Source organism: Streptomyces katrae (genome assembly GCF_002028425.1).
Lineage (GTDB): Bacteria > Actinomycetota > Actinomycetes > Streptomycetales > Streptomycetaceae > Streptomyces > Streptomyces katrae_A.
Genome location: NZ_CP020042.1, coordinates 2,656,183 through 2,671,951, shown reverse-complemented (window position 1 = coordinate 2,671,951; position 15,769 = coordinate 2,656,183). Strand labels below are relative to the sequence as shown.

14 protein-coding genes are annotated in these 15,769 nt (G+C 70.4%); 6 read left to right on the top strand and 8 right to left on the bottom strand.

The genetic code is table 11. The features are described from left to right. The first annotated feature begins 25 nt into the window (after window positions 1-25). The 5 genes from leuA to B4U46_RS12020 all read left to right on the top strand — a co-directional run bounded on the left by leuA (window position 26) and on the right by B4U46_RS12020 (window position 6,669). A complete protein-coding gene (leuA, locus tag B4U46_RS12040; protein WP_079426812.1) occupies window positions 26-1,789 on the top strand; it encodes a 2-isopropylmalate synthase in 1,764 nt (587 codons plus the stop codon). Between the two features lie 214 nt (window positions 1,790-2,003). Continuing rightward, complete coding sequence (locus B4U46_RS12035) at window positions 2,004-2,699, top strand: TerB family tellurite resistance protein (protein ID WP_079426809.1); 696 nt, start codon at window positions 2,004-2,006, stop codon at window positions 2,697-2,699. 540 nt (window positions 2,700-3,239) lie between these two features. Beyond that, window positions 3,240-4,979, top strand: coding sequence for a nucleobase:cation symporter-2 family protein (locus tag B4U46_RS12030; RefSeq protein ID WP_079426806.1), 1,740 nt, complete (start codon window positions 3,240-3,242; stop codon window positions 4,977-4,979). A 98-nt stretch (window positions 4,980-5,077) separates the two neighbouring features. Next, complete coding sequence (gene recO / locus B4U46_RS12025; protein ID WP_079426804.1) at window positions 5,078-5,824, top strand: DNA repair protein RecO; 747 nt, start codon at window positions 5,078-5,080, stop codon at window positions 5,822-5,824. 23 nt (window positions 5,825-5,847) lie between these two features. Further along, the gene (locus tag B4U46_RS12020) at window positions 5,848-6,669 is read left to right on the top strand and encodes an isoprenyl transferase (RefSeq protein ID WP_079426801.1); all 822 of its coding nucleotides are present in this window, start codon (window positions 5,848-5,850) and stop codon (window positions 6,667-6,669) included. 104 nt (window positions 6,670-6,773) lie between these two features. On the opposite strand, the gene B4U46_RS12015 is transcribed toward B4U46_RS12020, so the two are convergent. Genes B4U46_RS12015 through B4U46_RS12000 form a run of 4 tightly spaced genes read right to left on the bottom strand, consistent with a single transcriptional unit; the run spans window position 6,774 to window position 9,915 of the window. Then, complete coding sequence (locus tag B4U46_RS12015) at window positions 6,774-7,202, bottom strand: Fur family transcriptional regulator (RefSeq protein ID WP_079426799.1); 429 nt, start codon at window positions 7,200-7,202, stop codon at window positions 6,774-6,776. Between the two features lie 51 nt (window positions 7,203-7,253). Beyond that, window positions 7,254-8,117, bottom strand: coding sequence for a metal ABC transporter permease (locus tag B4U46_RS12010; RefSeq protein ID WP_079426798.1), 864 nt, complete (start codon window positions 8,115-8,117; stop codon window positions 7,254-7,256). Beyond that, on the bottom strand, window positions 8,117-8,908 hold the full coding sequence (locus tag B4U46_RS12005) for a metal ABC transporter ATP-binding protein (protein ID WP_079426796.1): 792 nt from the start codon (window positions 8,906-8,908) through the stop codon (window positions 8,117-8,119). The genes B4U46_RS12010 and B4U46_RS12005 overlap by 1 nt, the downstream gene beginning before the upstream one ends. Window positions 8,909-8,937: 29 nt before the next feature. Then, window positions 8,938-9,915, bottom strand: a complete 978-nt coding sequence (locus tag B4U46_RS12000; protein WP_079426794.1) for a metal ABC transporter substrate-binding protein — start codon at window positions 9,913-9,915, stop codon at window positions 8,938-8,940. 156 nt (window positions 9,916-10,071) lie between these two features. On the opposite strand from B4U46_RS12000, the gene B4U46_RS11995 reads away from it, so the two are divergent. Next, window positions 10,072-11,454, top strand: a complete 1,383-nt coding sequence (locus B4U46_RS11995; protein ID WP_079426792.1) for a glycine--tRNA ligase — start codon at window positions 10,072-10,074, stop codon at window positions 11,452-11,454. A gap of 74 nt (window positions 11,455-11,528) precedes the next feature. Here B4U46_RS11995 and B4U46_RS11990 read toward each other — a convergent pair whose 3' ends face one another. From B4U46_RS11990 to B4U46_RS11975, 4 genes are all read right to left on the bottom strand, one after another. Continuing rightward, window positions 11,529-12,236: a VC0807 family protein gene (locus B4U46_RS11990; protein ID WP_167747582.1), complete on the bottom strand. Its 708-nt coding sequence runs from the start codon at window positions 12,234-12,236 to the stop codon at window positions 11,529-11,531. 140 nt (window positions 12,237-12,376) lie between these two features. Next, entirely contained in the window at window positions 12,377-12,970 is a 594-nt protein-coding gene (locus B4U46_RS11985; protein ID WP_079426788.1) for a TetR family transcriptional regulator, read from the bottom strand. Window positions 12,971-12,990: 20 nt separating this feature from the next. Continuing rightward, window positions 12,991-14,091, bottom strand: coding sequence for an aldo/keto reductase (locus B4U46_RS11980; RefSeq protein WP_079426786.1), 1,101 nt, complete (start codon window positions 14,089-14,091; stop codon window positions 12,991-12,993). Between the two features lie 106 nt (window positions 14,092-14,197). After that, window positions 14,198-15,730: an MFS transporter gene (locus tag B4U46_RS11975; RefSeq protein WP_398908326.1), complete on the bottom strand. Its 1,533-nt coding sequence runs from the start codon at window positions 15,728-15,730 to the stop codon at window positions 14,198-14,200. Window positions 15,731-15,769 lie beyond the last annotated feature (39 nt).

Below are 15,769 nucleotides of genomic sequence, written 5' to 3'. Positions count from 1 at the left end.
GCGGACACGCGAGGAGCCCAACGCCATGAGCCAGCAGCCTTTTGTCGGTCGCCCCACGCCCATCACCAACGCGACCCACACCCAGAAGCCCTCCGGGATGCCGATCCACAAGTACGGCGTGTACGAGCAGGTGGACATCCCGGACCGCACCTGGCCGGACGCCCGCATCACCAAGGCCCCGCGCTGGCTCTCCACCGACCTGCGCGACGGCAACCAGTCGCTGATCGACCCGATGACCCCCGCCCGCAAGCGCGAGATGTTCGACCTGCTGGTGCGCATGGGCTACAAGGAGATCGAGGTCGGCTTCCCCTCCTCCGGCGAGACCGACTTCGCCTTCGTGCGCTCCATCATCGAAGAGGGCGCCATCCCCGACGACGTCACCATCTCGGTACTGACCCAGGCCCGCGAGGACCTGATCGAGCGGACCGTCGAGTCGCTGGTCGGCGCCAAGCGCGCCACCGTGCACCTGTACAACGCGACCGCTCCGACCTTCCGCCGGGTCGTCTTCCGCGGCTCCAAGGAGCAGATCAAGCAGATCGCCGTCGACGGCACCCGCCTGGTCATGGAGTACGCCGACAAGCTGCTGGGCCCCGAGACCGTCTTCGGCTACCAGTACAGCCCCGAGATCTTCACCGACACCGAGCTGGACTTCGCCCTGGAGGTCTGCGAGGCCGTCTGCGACGTCTGGCAGCCGGGCGAGGGCCGCGAGATCATCCTGAACCTGCCCGCCACCGTGGAGCGCTCGACGCCCTCCACCCACGCGGACCGCTTCGAGTGGATGGCCCGCAACCTGACCCGCCGCGAGCACATCTGCATCTCCGTGCACCCGCACAACGACCGCGGCACCGCCGTCGCCGCCGCCGAGCTGGCCCTGATGGCCGGCGCCGACCGCATCGAGGGCTGCCTGTTCGGGCAGGGCGAGCGCACCGGCAACGTCGACCTGATCACCCTGGGCATGAACCTGTTCTCCCAGGGCATCGACCCGCAGATCGACTTCTCGCAGATCGACGAGATCCGCCGCACGAGCGAGTACTGCAACCAGATGGAGGTCCACCCGCGCCACCCCTACGCGGGCGACCTGGTCTACACCGCCTTCTCCGGCTCCCACCAGGACGCCATCAAGAAGGGCTTCGACGCCATGGAGGCCGACGCCGCCGCCCAGGGCAAGACCGTCGACGAGATCGAGTGGGCCGTCCCGTACCTGCCGATCGACCCGAAGGACGTCGGCCGCTCCTACGAGGCGGTCATCCGGGTCAACTCCCAGTCCGGCAAGGGCGGCATCGCGTACGTCCTGAAGAACGACCACAAGCTGGACCTGCCGCGCCGCATGCAGATCGAGTTCTCGCGGATCATCCAGGCCAAGACCGACGCCGAGGGCGGCGAGGTCACGCCGAAGGCGATCTGGGAGGTCTTCTCGGACGAGTACCTGCCCAACCCGGAGAACCCGTGGGGCCGCATCCAGCTGCGCTCCGGCTCGACCGCCACCGACAAGGACGGCACGGACACGCTGACCGTCGAGGCGGTCGTCGACGGGGTGGAGACGGTCCTGAACGGCACCGGCAACGGTCCGATCTCGGCCTTCTTCGACGCGCTGGCCGGCATCGGCGTGGACGCCCGCCTGCTGGACTACACCGAGCACACGATGAGCGAGGGCGCCTCCGCCGTGGCCGCCTCGTACATCGAGTGCGCCATCGACGGCCGGGTCCTGTGGGGCATCGGCATCGACGCCAACACCACCCGTGCCTCCCTGAAGGCGGTCATCTCCGCCGTCAACCGCGCGGGCCGCTGAACCACCCCTGACGGAGCCCCGTCCCGCCACCGGCGGGGCGGGGCTCCGCCGTGCCGTCCGGGGCCGCCCGCGGGCCGTCGGACGGGGGGGCGCAGATCGGCCAAGTGCGCCCCCCGGGCCATGTTGTCTTGCCGCACGACTGACGCACACTCACCGATGTGGCTAACATCACGCCAACCCGGCGTCGTTGCCCGGGGAGTTACGGAGGTGCGACGTGCTGCCAGTTCGGGGTGGGGACGGCCGGAAGCTGACGCTCTGGGGCATCCGTACCAGCTGGAACACCGTGGGCGACGGGGAGTTCTTCTGCCCCGGCTGCGGCGGTGACCGCAACTACCGCCGGCGCACCGGGCGCCGCCGCTTCACCGTGCTCGGCCTGCCGCTGCTGCCGCGCGGACAGGCCGGACCCGTCGTCGAGTGCCAGGCCTGCCGCGAGCGCTTCGGCACCGAGGCGCTGGACCACCTCACCACCACCCGCTTCTCCTCGCTGCTGCGCGATGCCGTGCACACCGTGACGCTGGCCGTGCTCGCCGCGGGCGGGACCTCCTCGCGCAGTGCGCTGGAGGCCGCCGTGTCGGCCGTGCGGGGCGCCGGCTTCGCGGACTGCACCGGGGAGCAGCTGGAGTCCCTCGTGGAGGCGCTGGCCACCGACGAGGGCCGGCTGGGGCTGTACGACGGGCCCGACTGCTGCGGGGCGGCGCTGTCGATCGAGCTCCACGAGGCCCTGGAACCGCTCGCGGCACACCTGGCCGGGCCCGGACGCGAGTCGATCCTGCTGCAGGGTGCGCGGATCGCCCTCGCCGACGGGCCCTACATCCCGGCCGAGCGCGAGGTGCTCGCCACCGTGGGCGCCGCGCTGCGGATGGGTTCGGACGAGGTGGCCGGGCTGCTGTCGGCGGTGCGCGCGCCCTGACGCCCCCTCCCGTACGCGGATCCGGGCCCGGCGGAGGTTTTCCGCCGGGCCCGGACGCGTTTTCCGGGCCGGAATCCCGCTATGTGGGCGGTCGTGAAGTAACGATTCGGCCGTACTGGCGGGAAACGGAGCTCTACGGTGGCCCGTTTCAGGGTGGAGCACGCCATTCCGCACACGAATTCCGTATTCCGGACGGCCGGAGCGGGGTCCCCTGATGCACGTGTCGGCATGCAGGTGACCCCGTAAATCCCTTGTCGGGAAAGGGAACTACGCAGGTGCGCGGGGGAAACGGCAGGGTCCGGGGGCGGATTCCCATACTCCTGTTTGCGGGCCCCCGCTATGGGAGGAAGCTCCAGAGAGGGCGCCCTGAAACGTCGACACTTTGTCGGAGTCTCCGATATCTGTGAGCGCGCCCACAGGCGTTCAATTCCGGTCACACGACGAGATCTGCGTGTTCCGACTGACAACCCCGGCGGACCAACGGGTTAGCGACCCACTCCGGCCAGGGGATAACCAGCTTCCTCTCAATTACCTACCTCCTTGAAGGGCAAGGCAGAGATGGCACGTGTCGCCGCCCGGCTTTCCGCAAGCGGAGAGCAGAGCTCGCACCCGGTCGACGAGGTGCTCCCCCTCCCCAAGCTCGCGCTGTACGGCTTCCAGCACGTACTCGCCTTCTACGCCGGCGCGGTGATCGTTCCGATCATCGTCGGCAGTGCGCTGAAGCTGAGCCCTGAACAGCTGGTCTACCTGATCAACGCGGACCTCTTCACCTGTGGCATCGCCTCGATCATCCAGGCCTTCGGCGTCGGCCGCGTCGGCGCCCGGCTCCCGCTGATCCAGGGCGTGACCTTCACCGCGGTCTCCCCGATGATCGCCATCGGCCTCGGCGCCGGCGGCGGAACCGCCGCCCTCCTGGTCATCTACGGCGCCGTCATCACAGCCGGCATCGCGACCTTCGCCTTCGCCTGGCTGCCCGCCAAGGCCTTCCGCGCGGTCATGCGGCTGTTCCCGCCGGTCGTCACCGGCACGGTGATCACGGTCCTCGGCATCGTCCTGATCCCCGTCGGCCTCAAGGACGCGGCCGGCGGCGCCCCCACCATCGCCGACGGCGGCGTCCCGACGCAGCTGGCCTACGCCGGCGGCACGATGCTCTTCATCCTCGTCCTGATGAAGTTCGGCGGGCCGTTCCTGCGCAGCATCGGCATCCTGCTCGGCCTGGTCGGCGGCACGGCCGTCGCCTTCCTGCTCGGCGACGCCAAGTTCGGCGACGTGGGCAGGTCCGACTGGATCGGCGTCACCACCCCCTTCCACTTCGGCGCCCCGAAGTTCGAATGGTTCCCGATCCTCCTCATGCTGATCGTCATGCTGATCACCATGGTCGAGACCACCGGTGACACGTACGCCGTCGGCGACATCGTCGGCAAGGAGGTCGACAGCGAGACCGTCGCCCGCGCCCTGCGCGCCGACGGCGCCGCCACCGCCCTCGGCGGCATCCTCAACTCCTTCCCGTACGTCGCCTTCGCCGAGAACGTCGGCCTGGTGCGGATGACCAAGGTCAAGAGCCGCTTCGTGGTCGTGGCCGCCGGCGTCTTCATGATCGTCCTCGGTCTGATCCCCAAGGCCGCCGCGATCGTCGCGTCCGTCCCCCCGGGCGTCCTCGGCGGTGCCGCCACCGTGATGTTCGGCATGGTCGCCCTCGCCGGTATCCAGACCCTGGCCAAGGTGGACCTCAAGGAGGAGAAGAACGCCCTGATCGTCGGCGTCTCGGTGGCCTTCGCGCTCTTCCCGGCCACGGTCCCGGCGTACTTCGAGAAGCACATGAGCGCGGACCTGTCCTCGCTCCTCAACAGCGGTGTGACCCTCGGTGCCACCGCCGCCATCGTCCTCAACCTGGTCTTCAACGGCCTGGCCGAGGACGGCGCGCGGAACGCCGCCCCGGAGGTCGAGGCCCTGGCCGAAGCGCTGTCGCAGACCCTGACCGGCCACGCGGCGGTCCCCGCCCAGCCGGCCGCCGCCCCGGCGTCGGCCGAGAAGGCCGGCTCCGCGAAGACGGACGCCGCGAAGCCCGAGGCCGCGAAGCCCGAGGCCGACCAGGAGGAGGCCGCTCTGGAGGAGGCCGCTCCGGACGGCGCTGCTCAGGGCGACGCTGCTCAGGACGACGCAGCCAAGCCCGAACCCGTGAAGCCCGAACCCGTGAAGGCCGTCGCCAAGGCCGACGTCGCCGAGGACGGCTCCGTGAAGGAAGAGGAGACCGACCAGGCGGGAGCCCCCGCCGCCTGACCGTCTCCCCGCAGACCCTCCCAAGGGGTGCCGCCCCCGTCCGGACACCGTTCCCGGACGGGGGCCGGCGCCGTCCGCGCACAGGGGACAATGGGCGCATGAGTCTGTTCCGCGACGACGGCATCGTGCTGCGCACCCAGAAGCTGGGCGAGGCGGACCGCATCATCACGCTGCTCACCCGCGGCCACGGCCGCGTCCGGGCCGTCGCCCGCGGGGTACGGCGCACGAAGTCCAAGTTCGGCGCCCGGCTGGAACCTTTCTCCCACGCCGACGTGCAGTTCTTCGCCCGGGGCAGCGAGCTGGTCGGCCGCAGCCTGCCGCTGTGCACCCAGACCGAGATCATCGCCCCCTACGGCAACGGCATCGTCACCGACTACGCCCGCTACACCGCAGGCACCGCGATGCTGGAGACGGCCGAACGCTTCACCGAGAACGAGGGCGAGCCCGCCGTGCAGCAGTACCTGCTGCTGGTCGGCGCCCTGCGCACGCTCTCCCGCGGCGAGCACGAACCGCACCTGATCCTCGACGCCTTCCTGCTGCGCTCCCTGGCCGTCAACGGCTACGCGCCCAGCTTCGAGGACTGCGCGAAATGCGGCATCCACGGCCCCAACCGGCACTTCTCCGTCGCCGCGGGCGGGGTCATATGCGGCGACTGCCGGGTCCCCGGAAGCGTCGTACCATCTGCTGAGGCCATCGGCCTGCTCAGCGCCCTGCTGACGGGGGACTGGCCGACGGCCGACGCGGCCCAGCCGCGGCACGTGCGCGAGGGGAGCGGACTCGTCTCCGCCTATCTGCACTGGCATCTGGAACGCGGGCTGCGTTCCCTGCGTTACGTAGAGAAGTAACCGAGATCGGAGACCGAAGCGCCATGGCAGTACGCGGATTCCTGGGACTCTCCCGCCGTGAGTACGCGACCCCCGAACCGCACCCGACCGGCGCCCGCCCGCCGAAGATCCCGGGCGAGCTGGTCCCGGAGCACGTCGCGATCGTGATGGACGGCAACGGCCGCTGGGCCAAGGAGCGGGGCCTGCCGCGCACCGAGGGCCACAAGGTCGGCGCCGAGCGCGTCCTCGACGTCCTCCAGGGCGCGATCGAGATGGGCGTCAAGAACATCTCGCTGTACGCCTTCTCCACCGAGAACTGGAAGCGCTCGCCCGACGAGGTGCGCTTCCTGATGAACTTCAACCGCGACTTCATCCGCAAGACCCGCGACCAGCTCGACGCGCTCGGCATCCGGGTGCGCTGGGTGGGCCGCATGCCCAAGCTGTGGAAGTCCGTGGCCAAGGAGCTCCAGGTCGCCCAGGAGCAGACCAAGGGCAACGACAAGCTGACCCTGTACTTCTGCATGAACTACGGCGGCCGCGCCGAGATCGCCGACGCCGCGCAGGCCCTCGCCGAGGACGTGAAGGCGGGCCGGCTCGACCCGTCGAAGGTCACCGAGAAGACCCTCGCCAAGTACCTCTACTACCCGGACATGCCGGACGTGGACCTGTTCCTGCGCCCCAGCGGCGAGCAGCGCACGTCCAACTACCTGATCTGGCAGAGCGCCTACGCGGAGATGGTCTTCCAGGACGTCCTGTGGCCGGACTTCGACCGGATCCACCTGTGGGACGCCTGCCTGGAGTACGCCAAGCGCGACCGCCGCTTCGGCGGCGCGGTCCCGAACCAGCCCGAGGGCTCCGAGAGCTGACCCCGGACGCGCCTGCGCCGCCGGCCCCCGAGGGGCCGGCGGCGCAGGCGTGTGACATCGACCGGATCCCGACCGGTGTTCGACCGGAATCCGACCCTTTCGGACTAGCCGGCGGCCGCGCAGTCCGCGCAGGTGCCGAAGATCTCGACGGTGTGGGCCACGTTCACGAAGCCGTGCTCGGCCGCGATGGACTCCGCCCACTTCTCCACCGCCGGCCCCTCCACCTCGACGGCCTTGCCGCACTTGCGGCAGACCAGGTGGTGGTGGTGATCGCCCGTGGAGCAGCGGCGGTAGACGGACTCACCGTCGCTGGTGCGCAGCACGTCCACCTCGCCGGCGTCCGCCAGGGACTGGAGGGTGCGGTACACGGTGGTCAGGCCCACGGAATCGCCGCGGTGCTTGAGCATGTCGTGCAGCTCCTGGGCACTGCGGAACTCGTCCACCTCGTCCAGCGCCGCCGCCACGGCGGCCCGCTGCCGGGTGGATCGTCCTCGTACTGGCGCGGTATTCGTCTCGCCAGGCGCAGTCGCCACCGGTTCCTCCTCGTTTCGGCCTCGCCTCATTGTGCCAGGCGGCCGGTCCTCCTAGACCTTCACGTCGTCCCGGGTGCAGACCTCCTCGGCGGCCCTGGCGGCCTTCGCACGGCGCCTGGCCAGCGGAGCGGACAGGGCCGTCATCGCCATGAAGACGCCGATCGCGAGCAGCACGATCGTGGCGCCCGACGGCGCGTCGATGTAGTACGTGGCGGCCGTACCGGTCAGCGAGACGGTGAGGCTGATGGCCACGGCCAGGCCGAGCGTGGCGGCGAAACCGCGGGTGAGCCGCTGGGCGGCCGCGACGGGAATCACCATCATGGCGCTGACCAGCAGCAGGCCGACTATGCGCATGGCGACCGTGACGGTGACGGCGGCGGTGACGGCGATCAGCAGGTTCAGCGCGCGCACCGGCAGGCCGGTGACCCGGGCGAACTCCTCGTCCTGGCAGACGGCGAACAGCTGGCGGCGCATGCCGATGGTGACGGCGAGCACGAACGCCGCGAGGATCGCCATCGCGGTGACGTCCTCCGGGGCGACCGTGGTGATCGAGCCGAACATGGCGCTGAGCAGGTTGGTCGTGGAGCCGCCGCCGACGTTGATGATCATCACGCCGCCGGCGAGGCCGCCGTAGAACAGCATCGACAGGGCGACGTCCCCGCTGGTCTTGCCGCGGGAGCGGATCAGCTCCATGCCGACGGCGCCGGCGACCGCCACGAGGGTGGCCGTCCACACCGGGCTGGCCTGGAGGACGAAGCCGAGCGCGACGCCGGTCATCGCGACGTGGCCCAGGCCGTCGCCCATGACCGCCTGGCGGCGCTGGACGAGATAGGTGCCGATCGCGGGCGCGGTGATGCCGACCAGAGCGGCGGCGATCAGCGCCCGCTGCATGAAGGCGTAGTTCAGGAGGTCCATCAGCTCAGCAGTCCCGTCCGCAGGGGCTCGGCGTCGTGCGCCGCGTGGGGGTGTACGTGGTCGTGGCCGGGCAGGGCGTGCTGGCCCACGGCCTCCGGCGGCGGGCCGTCGTGGGTGACGCAGCCGTCGCGCAGGACCACGGCCCGGTCGATCAGCGGCTCCAGCGGGCCCAGCTCGTGCAGGACGAGCAGGACGGTCGTGCCGGCCGCCACCTGCTGCCGTACGGCGTTCGCGAGGACTCCCTGGTTGCCGAGGTCCACGCCCGCCATCGGTTCGTCCATGATCAGCAGCTCGGGCTCGACGGCCAGCGCCCTGGCGATGAGCACGCGCTGGTGCTGTCCGCCGGAGAGGGCGTTGACCGAGGCGTCGGCGTACTCCTCCATGTCGACCAGCGCCAGGGCGCCCTCGACGGCCGCCTTGTCGGCCTTGCGCAGGATCCCGAAGCGGGAGCGGGCGAGCCGGCCGGCGGAGACGACCTCGCGGACGGTGGCCGGGACGCCGCTGGCGGCGGTGGTGCGCTGGGGGACGTACCCGATGCGCGACCACTGGCGGAAGCGCCGGAACTCGGTGCCGAAGAGGGACAGGGTGCCGGCGGTGAGCGGCACCTGGCCGACGACGGCGCGTACGGCGGTGGACTTGCCGGAGCCGTTGGCGCCGAGCAGCGCGACGACCTCGCCGCGGCGCACGGTCAGGTCGATCCCGCGCAGCACGGGGCGCGAGCCGAGCGAGGCGGTGGCCCCGCGCAGGGATATGACGGGCTGGTCCTCGGGTTCCCGCGACGTGGACTGCATGGCTCGCGCCTCCGTTGCTGCTGCTGTCATCACTTGCTTCCGAGTGCCTTCTGGAGGTTCTTCAGGTTGGACCGCATGACCTCGAAGTAGTCGGCGCCCTGCGACGCGGCCGTGATGCCCTCCAGGGGGTCGAGCACGTCCGTCGTCAGGCCCGTGTCCCGGGCGAGGCTCTTGGCGGTCTTGTCGCTGGCCAGGGTCTCGAAGAACACGGTCGTGACATTGTCCTTCTTCGCCACGGCCTGGAGTTCCTTCATCCGGGCCGGGCTGGGCTCGGACTCGGGGTCGACGCCGGAGATGCCCTCCTGGTCGAGGCCGTAGCGCTCGGCGAGGTAGCCGAAAGCGGAATGGGTGGTGATGAAGGTCCTGGAGGCCGGGTTCTTCAGGCCGTCCTTGAACTCGGTGTCCAGCGCGGCCAGTTTGGCCAGCAGTGCGTCGGTGTTCTTGCGGTAGTCCGCCGCGTGGCCGGGGTCGGTCTTCTCCAGGGAGGCGCCGAAGCCCTTGGCGATCTCGGCGTACTTGACCGGGTCGAGCCAGACGTGGGGGTCCTCTCCGGACTCGCCGTGGTCGTGGTGGGCGCCCTCGGGCTCGCCCTCGACGGCGTGGTCGTGGTCCTCGTGGCCGGAGGCGGAGTGGGTCTCCAGCTTGGTGAGCGTGGCCGCGTCGACGGTGTTCTTCACGCCGGACTGGGCGACCGCCTTGTCCACGGCGGGCTGGAGGCCCTTGAGGTAGAGGACCACGTCCGAGTCGGCGAGCTGCGCCGTCTGCTTGGGTGTGATCTCCAGGTCGTGCGGTTCGACGCCCGGCTTGGTCAGGGTGGAGACCTTCACGTGGTCCCCGCCTATCTGCTCGGCGAGGAACTGCAGGGGGTAGAACGACGCCGTCACGCCGAGCTTGCCGTCCTTGTCCGTGCCCGCGGCACTGGCCCCGGAGCAGGCGGTGAGGGCCGCGCCGGCGAGGGCGACGGCACCGGCGAGCGCGGCGGTGGGTATGAGGCGTCGTACGTTCATGACATCCATTTTCATCAAAGATGGAAACCGTTGTCAAAAAGCCAGGTGAAGGGCCCGGAGGAGCATGCTGGAAGGGGGGTACCGACTTGAAGTGGAGGGTGCGGGCGCCGGTAACCTAAAGCCTTCGCCGTTCGTCCTCGTAATGAAGAGAGCACCGTGGCCGCCGACAAGATCGAAACCATCGTCAGCCTGAGCAAGCGCCGTGGCTTCGTTTACCCGTGCAGTGAGATCTACGGCGGCTCCAGGGCTGCCTGGGACTACGGTCCGCTGGGTGTCGAGCTCAAGGAGAACATCAAGCGCCAGTGGTGGAAGGCCATGGTCACCGGGCGTGAGGACATCGTCGGCATCGACTCCTCCGTGATCCTGGCCCCCGAGGTCTGGGTGGCCTCCGGTCACGTCGCGACCTTCTCGGACCCGCTGACCGAGTGCACCGCCTGTCACAAGCGTCACCGCGCGGACCACCTGGAAGAGGCCTACGAGGCCAAGCACGGCCGCCTCCCCGAGAACGGCCTGGCCGACATCAACTGCCCCCACTGCGGTGTGAAGGGCCAGTTCACCGAGCCGAAGCAGTTCTCCGGCATGCTGGAGACCCACCTCGGCCCGACCCAGGACACCGGCTCCAAGGCGTACCTGCGCCCCGAGACCGCCCAGGGCATCTTCACCAACTTCGCCCTCGTGCAGACCTCTTCGCGCAAGAAGCCGCCGTTCGGCATCGCGCAGATGGGCAAGTCCTTCCGCAACGAGATCACTCCGGGCAACTTCATCTTCCGCACGCGCGAGTTCGAGCAGATGGAGATGGAGTTCTTCGTCAAGCCGGGCGAGGACGAGCAGTGGCAGGAGTACTGGATGCAGGAGCGGTGGAACTGGTACCGCGGCCTGGGCATGCGCGAGGAGAACATGCGCTGGTACGAGCACCCGAAGGAGAAGCTGTCCCACTACTCGAAGCGCACCGCCGACATCGAGTACCGCTTCAACTTCGGTGGCAGTGAGTTCTCCGAGCTCGAGGGCGTCGCCAACCGTACGGACTACGACCTCAAGGCCCACTCCGCCGCCTCCGGCCAGGACCTCGTCTACTTCGACCAGGAGTCGAAGGAGAAGTACACCCCGTACGTCATCGAGCCGGCGGCCGGTGTCAACCGCGCCATGTTCGCCTTCATGATCGACGCGTACGTCGAGGACGAGGCCCCGAACGCCAAGGGCGCCATGGAGAAGCGCACCGTGATGCGCTTCGACCCGCGCCTGGCCCCGGTCAAGGTCGCCGTCCTGCCGCTGTCCCGCAACGCGCAGCTGTCGCCGAAGGCCAAGGGCCTGGCCGCCGACCTGCGCAAGAACTGGAACATCGAGTTCGACGACGCGGGCGCCATCGGCCGCCGCTACCGCCGCCAGGACGAGATCGGTACGCCGTTCTGCGTCACCGTCGACTTCGACACCCTGGAAGACAACGCGGTGACCGTGCGCGAGCGCGACACGATGAAGCAGGAGCGCGTCTCCCTGGACCAGATCCAGGCCTACCTCGGCAGCCGTCTGCTGGGCTGCTAGGACGCCTGCGAAAGACCGGTGGCCCGGTGCGCGGATCGCGCACCGGGCCACCGGTCTTTTCGCGGGTGCGGCCGTCAGGCCGCGGCGCCCCCGGCCGGGGCGGCCGCGGCGGCGGCGCGCTTCTCGCCCTCCGCCTTGGTGCGCTTGACGAAGCCGACGGTCCACAGGGCCAGGCCGCCGAGCGTGCCGTAGATCATGAACGGGCTGATGGTCACCATGGTGGAGGTGTCCAGGACGCACGACAGGACGATCCGGACGGCCGCCTCGATCAGGGAGACCACGCCCCAGACGAGGGTCATGCGGCGCTGGGCGTTGCGGAAGCCCTCGAACCGCCACAGGTTGTTGTAGTACGCCACGCCCGCCGGGGTGCCGTCCGTGCCGAACTTCCGGCCGAAGTAGAACATCAGCGGACGCGGCGCCAGCAGCGTGGCCAGGCACAGCAGCCCGAACAGCCCGGTGACGGCGGAGTCCTTGACCAGCAGGGCCCGGGTGGAGTGGGTGCCGATGAGGGAGACGGCGGCCGTGATCGCCAGGAACACCAGGGTGACCATGGCGAACTCGTCCAGCTTGCGCCGCCAGGCCACCATGATGGCGCTGTCGAGGACCGGCCAGGCGCCACTGACGAGCAGGGCCGAGGCCTCGCTCCACCCGTGGTCGTCGACGAGCGTGTTGTAGGTGACGATCGGCGCGACGATGCTGAGCGCGATCGTCAGGATCAAGCCGATGGCGGCGGCTCCGCCGGAGCGTGCGGGAGGTGAGGGCTGTACTGCTGCCGTGGACAAGGTTCCCCCTGGAACGTGTAGTGCGGTAGGGGGACCGTAAAGAACTGTCAGTGACATGTACAAGTCGATACGGCTCAAAATGATCACCAAGCTGTGCGGAGGGTCTTATTCCGCACAACGGGGTGCGCAGTCGCGCCAGTTCAGGCGCGCAGGCCCCTGATGACCAGCCCGACGACGGCCTCGAACTCCGCCGTGATCGTGGGGGAGAGCCACTCCGCCACGTACTGGGGATCATGGAAGCGGCCGGTGGCGTCGAAGACGGCGCGCGCGGCGGCCGGCACGTCGGGCGCGGCCAGGGTGCCGGCGGCGACGCCCTCGGCGATGATCCGGGTCAGCTGGTTGATCAGCTCCGTGAGGTGGGCGTCGACCACCCCGCTGTTCTCGGCCAGCAGCACCGTGTAGGTCGCGAAGAGCTCCGGGTCGTCGCCCGCCTTGTGGCGCTTGGCCTCGAACAGGGCCTCCAGCCAGGACTCCAGCTTGGAGGGGGCCGCCTCGCCCGGCGCCGAGGCGATTCCCTCCAGCATGACCACGCTCTTGGCGAGCCAGCGGTCGGTCACGGCCTCCCGTAGCGCCGCCTTCGAGGGGAAGTGCCGGTAGACGCTGCCGTGGCTGACGCCCAGGGCGCGCGCCACGTCCACCACGGTGGCCTTGGTCGGGCCGAAGCGGCGCAGCACTTCCTCGGTGGTCTCGAGGATGCGCTCGGGGGTCAGGGGCTCGGCTGAAGCGGAAGGCATGGGTCGACCGTACCGCCAGCTCAGTGCTCGCTGTCGAGGTGGGCCATCTGCGCGGCCGGGTACCGGTCGCCGGACGCGGCCCCGGCCGGCACCGCCGCCTCGATCGCGGCCAGGTCGGCGTCGGTCAGCTCTATCCGCAGCGCACCCAGGGCCTCGGTCAGCCGGTCCCGGCGGCGGGCGCCCACCAGGGGCACGATGTCGACGCCGCGGAGCGGACCCTGGGCGAGCACCCAGGCGATCGCGATCTGGGCGACGCTCACGCCCTTCTCCCCGGCGACCTTGCGCAGGGCCTCGACCAGGTCGAGGTTGCGCGCCAGGTTCTCGCCCTGGAAGCGGGGGCTCATCCCGCGGAAGTCGCCGGGCGCGAGGGCGCGGTCACGGCTGAAGTGTCCGCTGATCAGGCCGCGCGACAGCACCCCGTAGGCCGTCACGCCTATGCCGAGCTCGCGGGCCGTCGGCAGGATCCGGTCCTCGATGCCGCGGGAGATCAGCGAGTACTCGATCTGAAGGTCCGAGATCGGGGCCACCGCTGCGGCCCGGCGCAGGGTGTCCGCGCCGACCTCGGAGAGCCCGATGTGCCTCACGTGCCCCGCCTGCACGGCCTCGGCGATGGCGCCGACGGTCTCCTCGATCGGGACGTCGGGGTCGACGCGGGCGATCCGGTAGACGTCGATGTGGTCCCGGCCGAGCCGCTGGAGCGAGTAGGCCAGGAAGTTCTTCACGGCCGCGGGCCGCCCGTCGTACCCGGTGAACCCGCCCTCGACGGTCCGCAGGGCGCCGAACTTGACGCTGGTCAGCGCCTGCTCGCGGGCGGCGGCCGGGGCGGTGCGCAGGGCCTCGTTGATCAGCAGCTCGTTGTGGCCCATGCCGTAGAAGTCGCCGGTGTCCAGGAGCGTGTTCATGCCCTCGGGGGCCGCTTCCAGGAAGGCGTGGATCGTGGCGATGGACTCGGCCCGGTCGGCCTCGCCGTAGAGGGCGGACATGCCCATGCAGCCCAGCCCCAGGGGGAAGACGGACGGGCCGGTGGCCCCGAGCCGGCGGGCGGTCGCGGCGGTGAACGCGGAGTCGGATGCGGAGTCGGATGCGGAGACGGATGCGGAGGTGTTCTCGTTCGTGGTCATGGAATGAGAATGGCATGACCGATGACAGATTTCAATATCTGTCACCCGATGGGCTGACCGGGGTGCGGAACGGTGCACAGGTCAAGGGCGCCCCGCGGGCGGCGGCTCAGCCCGCCGGAGCCGGACCGGGAGCCGGGGGCAGCCCGCCGTCCATCCGGGGGCCCGGCGCCTGCCCCGGCGGGGGAGAGGGGGGAGCGGAGGGGGTGGAGGGCGACGGCTCCAGGGCCCGCGCCGTCCGCAGCGCGGTGGCATGGGCCCACGGGCCGGTGGTGAGGGCCCCGACGACCAGCACCACGAGCGCGCAGCCGGTGATGATCCACCACGCGGGCCGGGTCGCCGTCGCGAAGTCGGCGCCGCCCGAGGTCCCGGCCGCCAGCACCGCCCCTATCACCGCCACGCCCAGCGCCCCGCCGGTCTGCCGGCTGGTGGAGGCCACCGCGGCCGCCACCCCCGCCTGGGAACGCGGCATCCCGGACAGCGCCGTATTGGTGATCGGGGCGTTGACCAGGCCGAAGCCGATGCCGAAGAGGACGTACCCGGTGAACATCAGCGGAGTGGAGGCCTCCGCCGAGAACGCCGCGAACAGCAGCCCGCTCGCGCCCATGGCCACCCCCGACACCAGCAGCGAGGGCCGCGGCCCGTGGCTGGCCACCAGCCGCCCGGAGACCGGCGCGCACAGGAAGGCCATCGCGGCCATCGGCAGCATGTGCAGCCCCGCGTCCAGCGCGTTCAGCCCCCGCACCTCCTGGAGGTAGAGGGTGGTCAGGAAGAGGAACCCGGAGAGCGAGGCGAAGGTGCTCACCGCGATCACGGTCGCCCCGCTGAACGGGGCGCTGCGGAAGAACCGGGGGTCGATCAGCGGGTCCTTGCGCCGGGACTCGTAGAACAGCAGCCCGCCCAGCGCGGCCGCGGCCCCCAGCGCGCACGCCAGGATCGGCGGGGAGTTCCAGCCCTCGGCCGGCGCCTCGATGATCGCGTAGGTCACCCCGCCCAGCAGCACCACGACGAGGAGCTGCCCCACCGGGTCCGGCCGCCGCGGCCGCTCGGAGCGGGACTCCGGCACGAACCGCAGGGTCAGCGCCAGGGCGGCCAGCCCGACGGGCAGGTTGACCCAGAAGATCGACCGCCAGCCCACCGAGTCCACCAGCAGCCCGCCGATCAGCGGTCCGGCGGCCATGGAGATGCCGACCACCGCGCCCCAGACGCCGATGGCGCGGGCGCGCTCCTTCGGGTCGGTGAAGGTGTTGGTGATGATCGACATGGCGACGGGGTTGAGCATGGCCCCGCCGACGGCCTGGACCATCCGGAAGACGATCAGCCAGTGCAGCCCGGGCGCCAGGGAGCACAGCACCGATCCCGCCGTGAACAGCACCAGCCCCCAGGCGAAGACCTTCCGCCGCCCGATCCGGTCCGCCGTGGCCCCGGCCAGTATCAGCAGCGAGGCGATGACCAGGGTGTAGGCGTCGATCGTCCACTGCATCCCCGAGACCGACGCGTCGAACTCGCGGCGCATCGCCGGCAGGGCCACGTTCAGGACGGTGTTGTCCAGGCTGACGATCAGCAGGCTCATGCAGCAGATGCCCAGGACGAGCAGGCGGTGCCGACGGCTCCGGTGATCCACGCCACTCATGTGATGCATACCGCCGAGCGTACGAATAAGTAGGGAACGGCGCTGCGG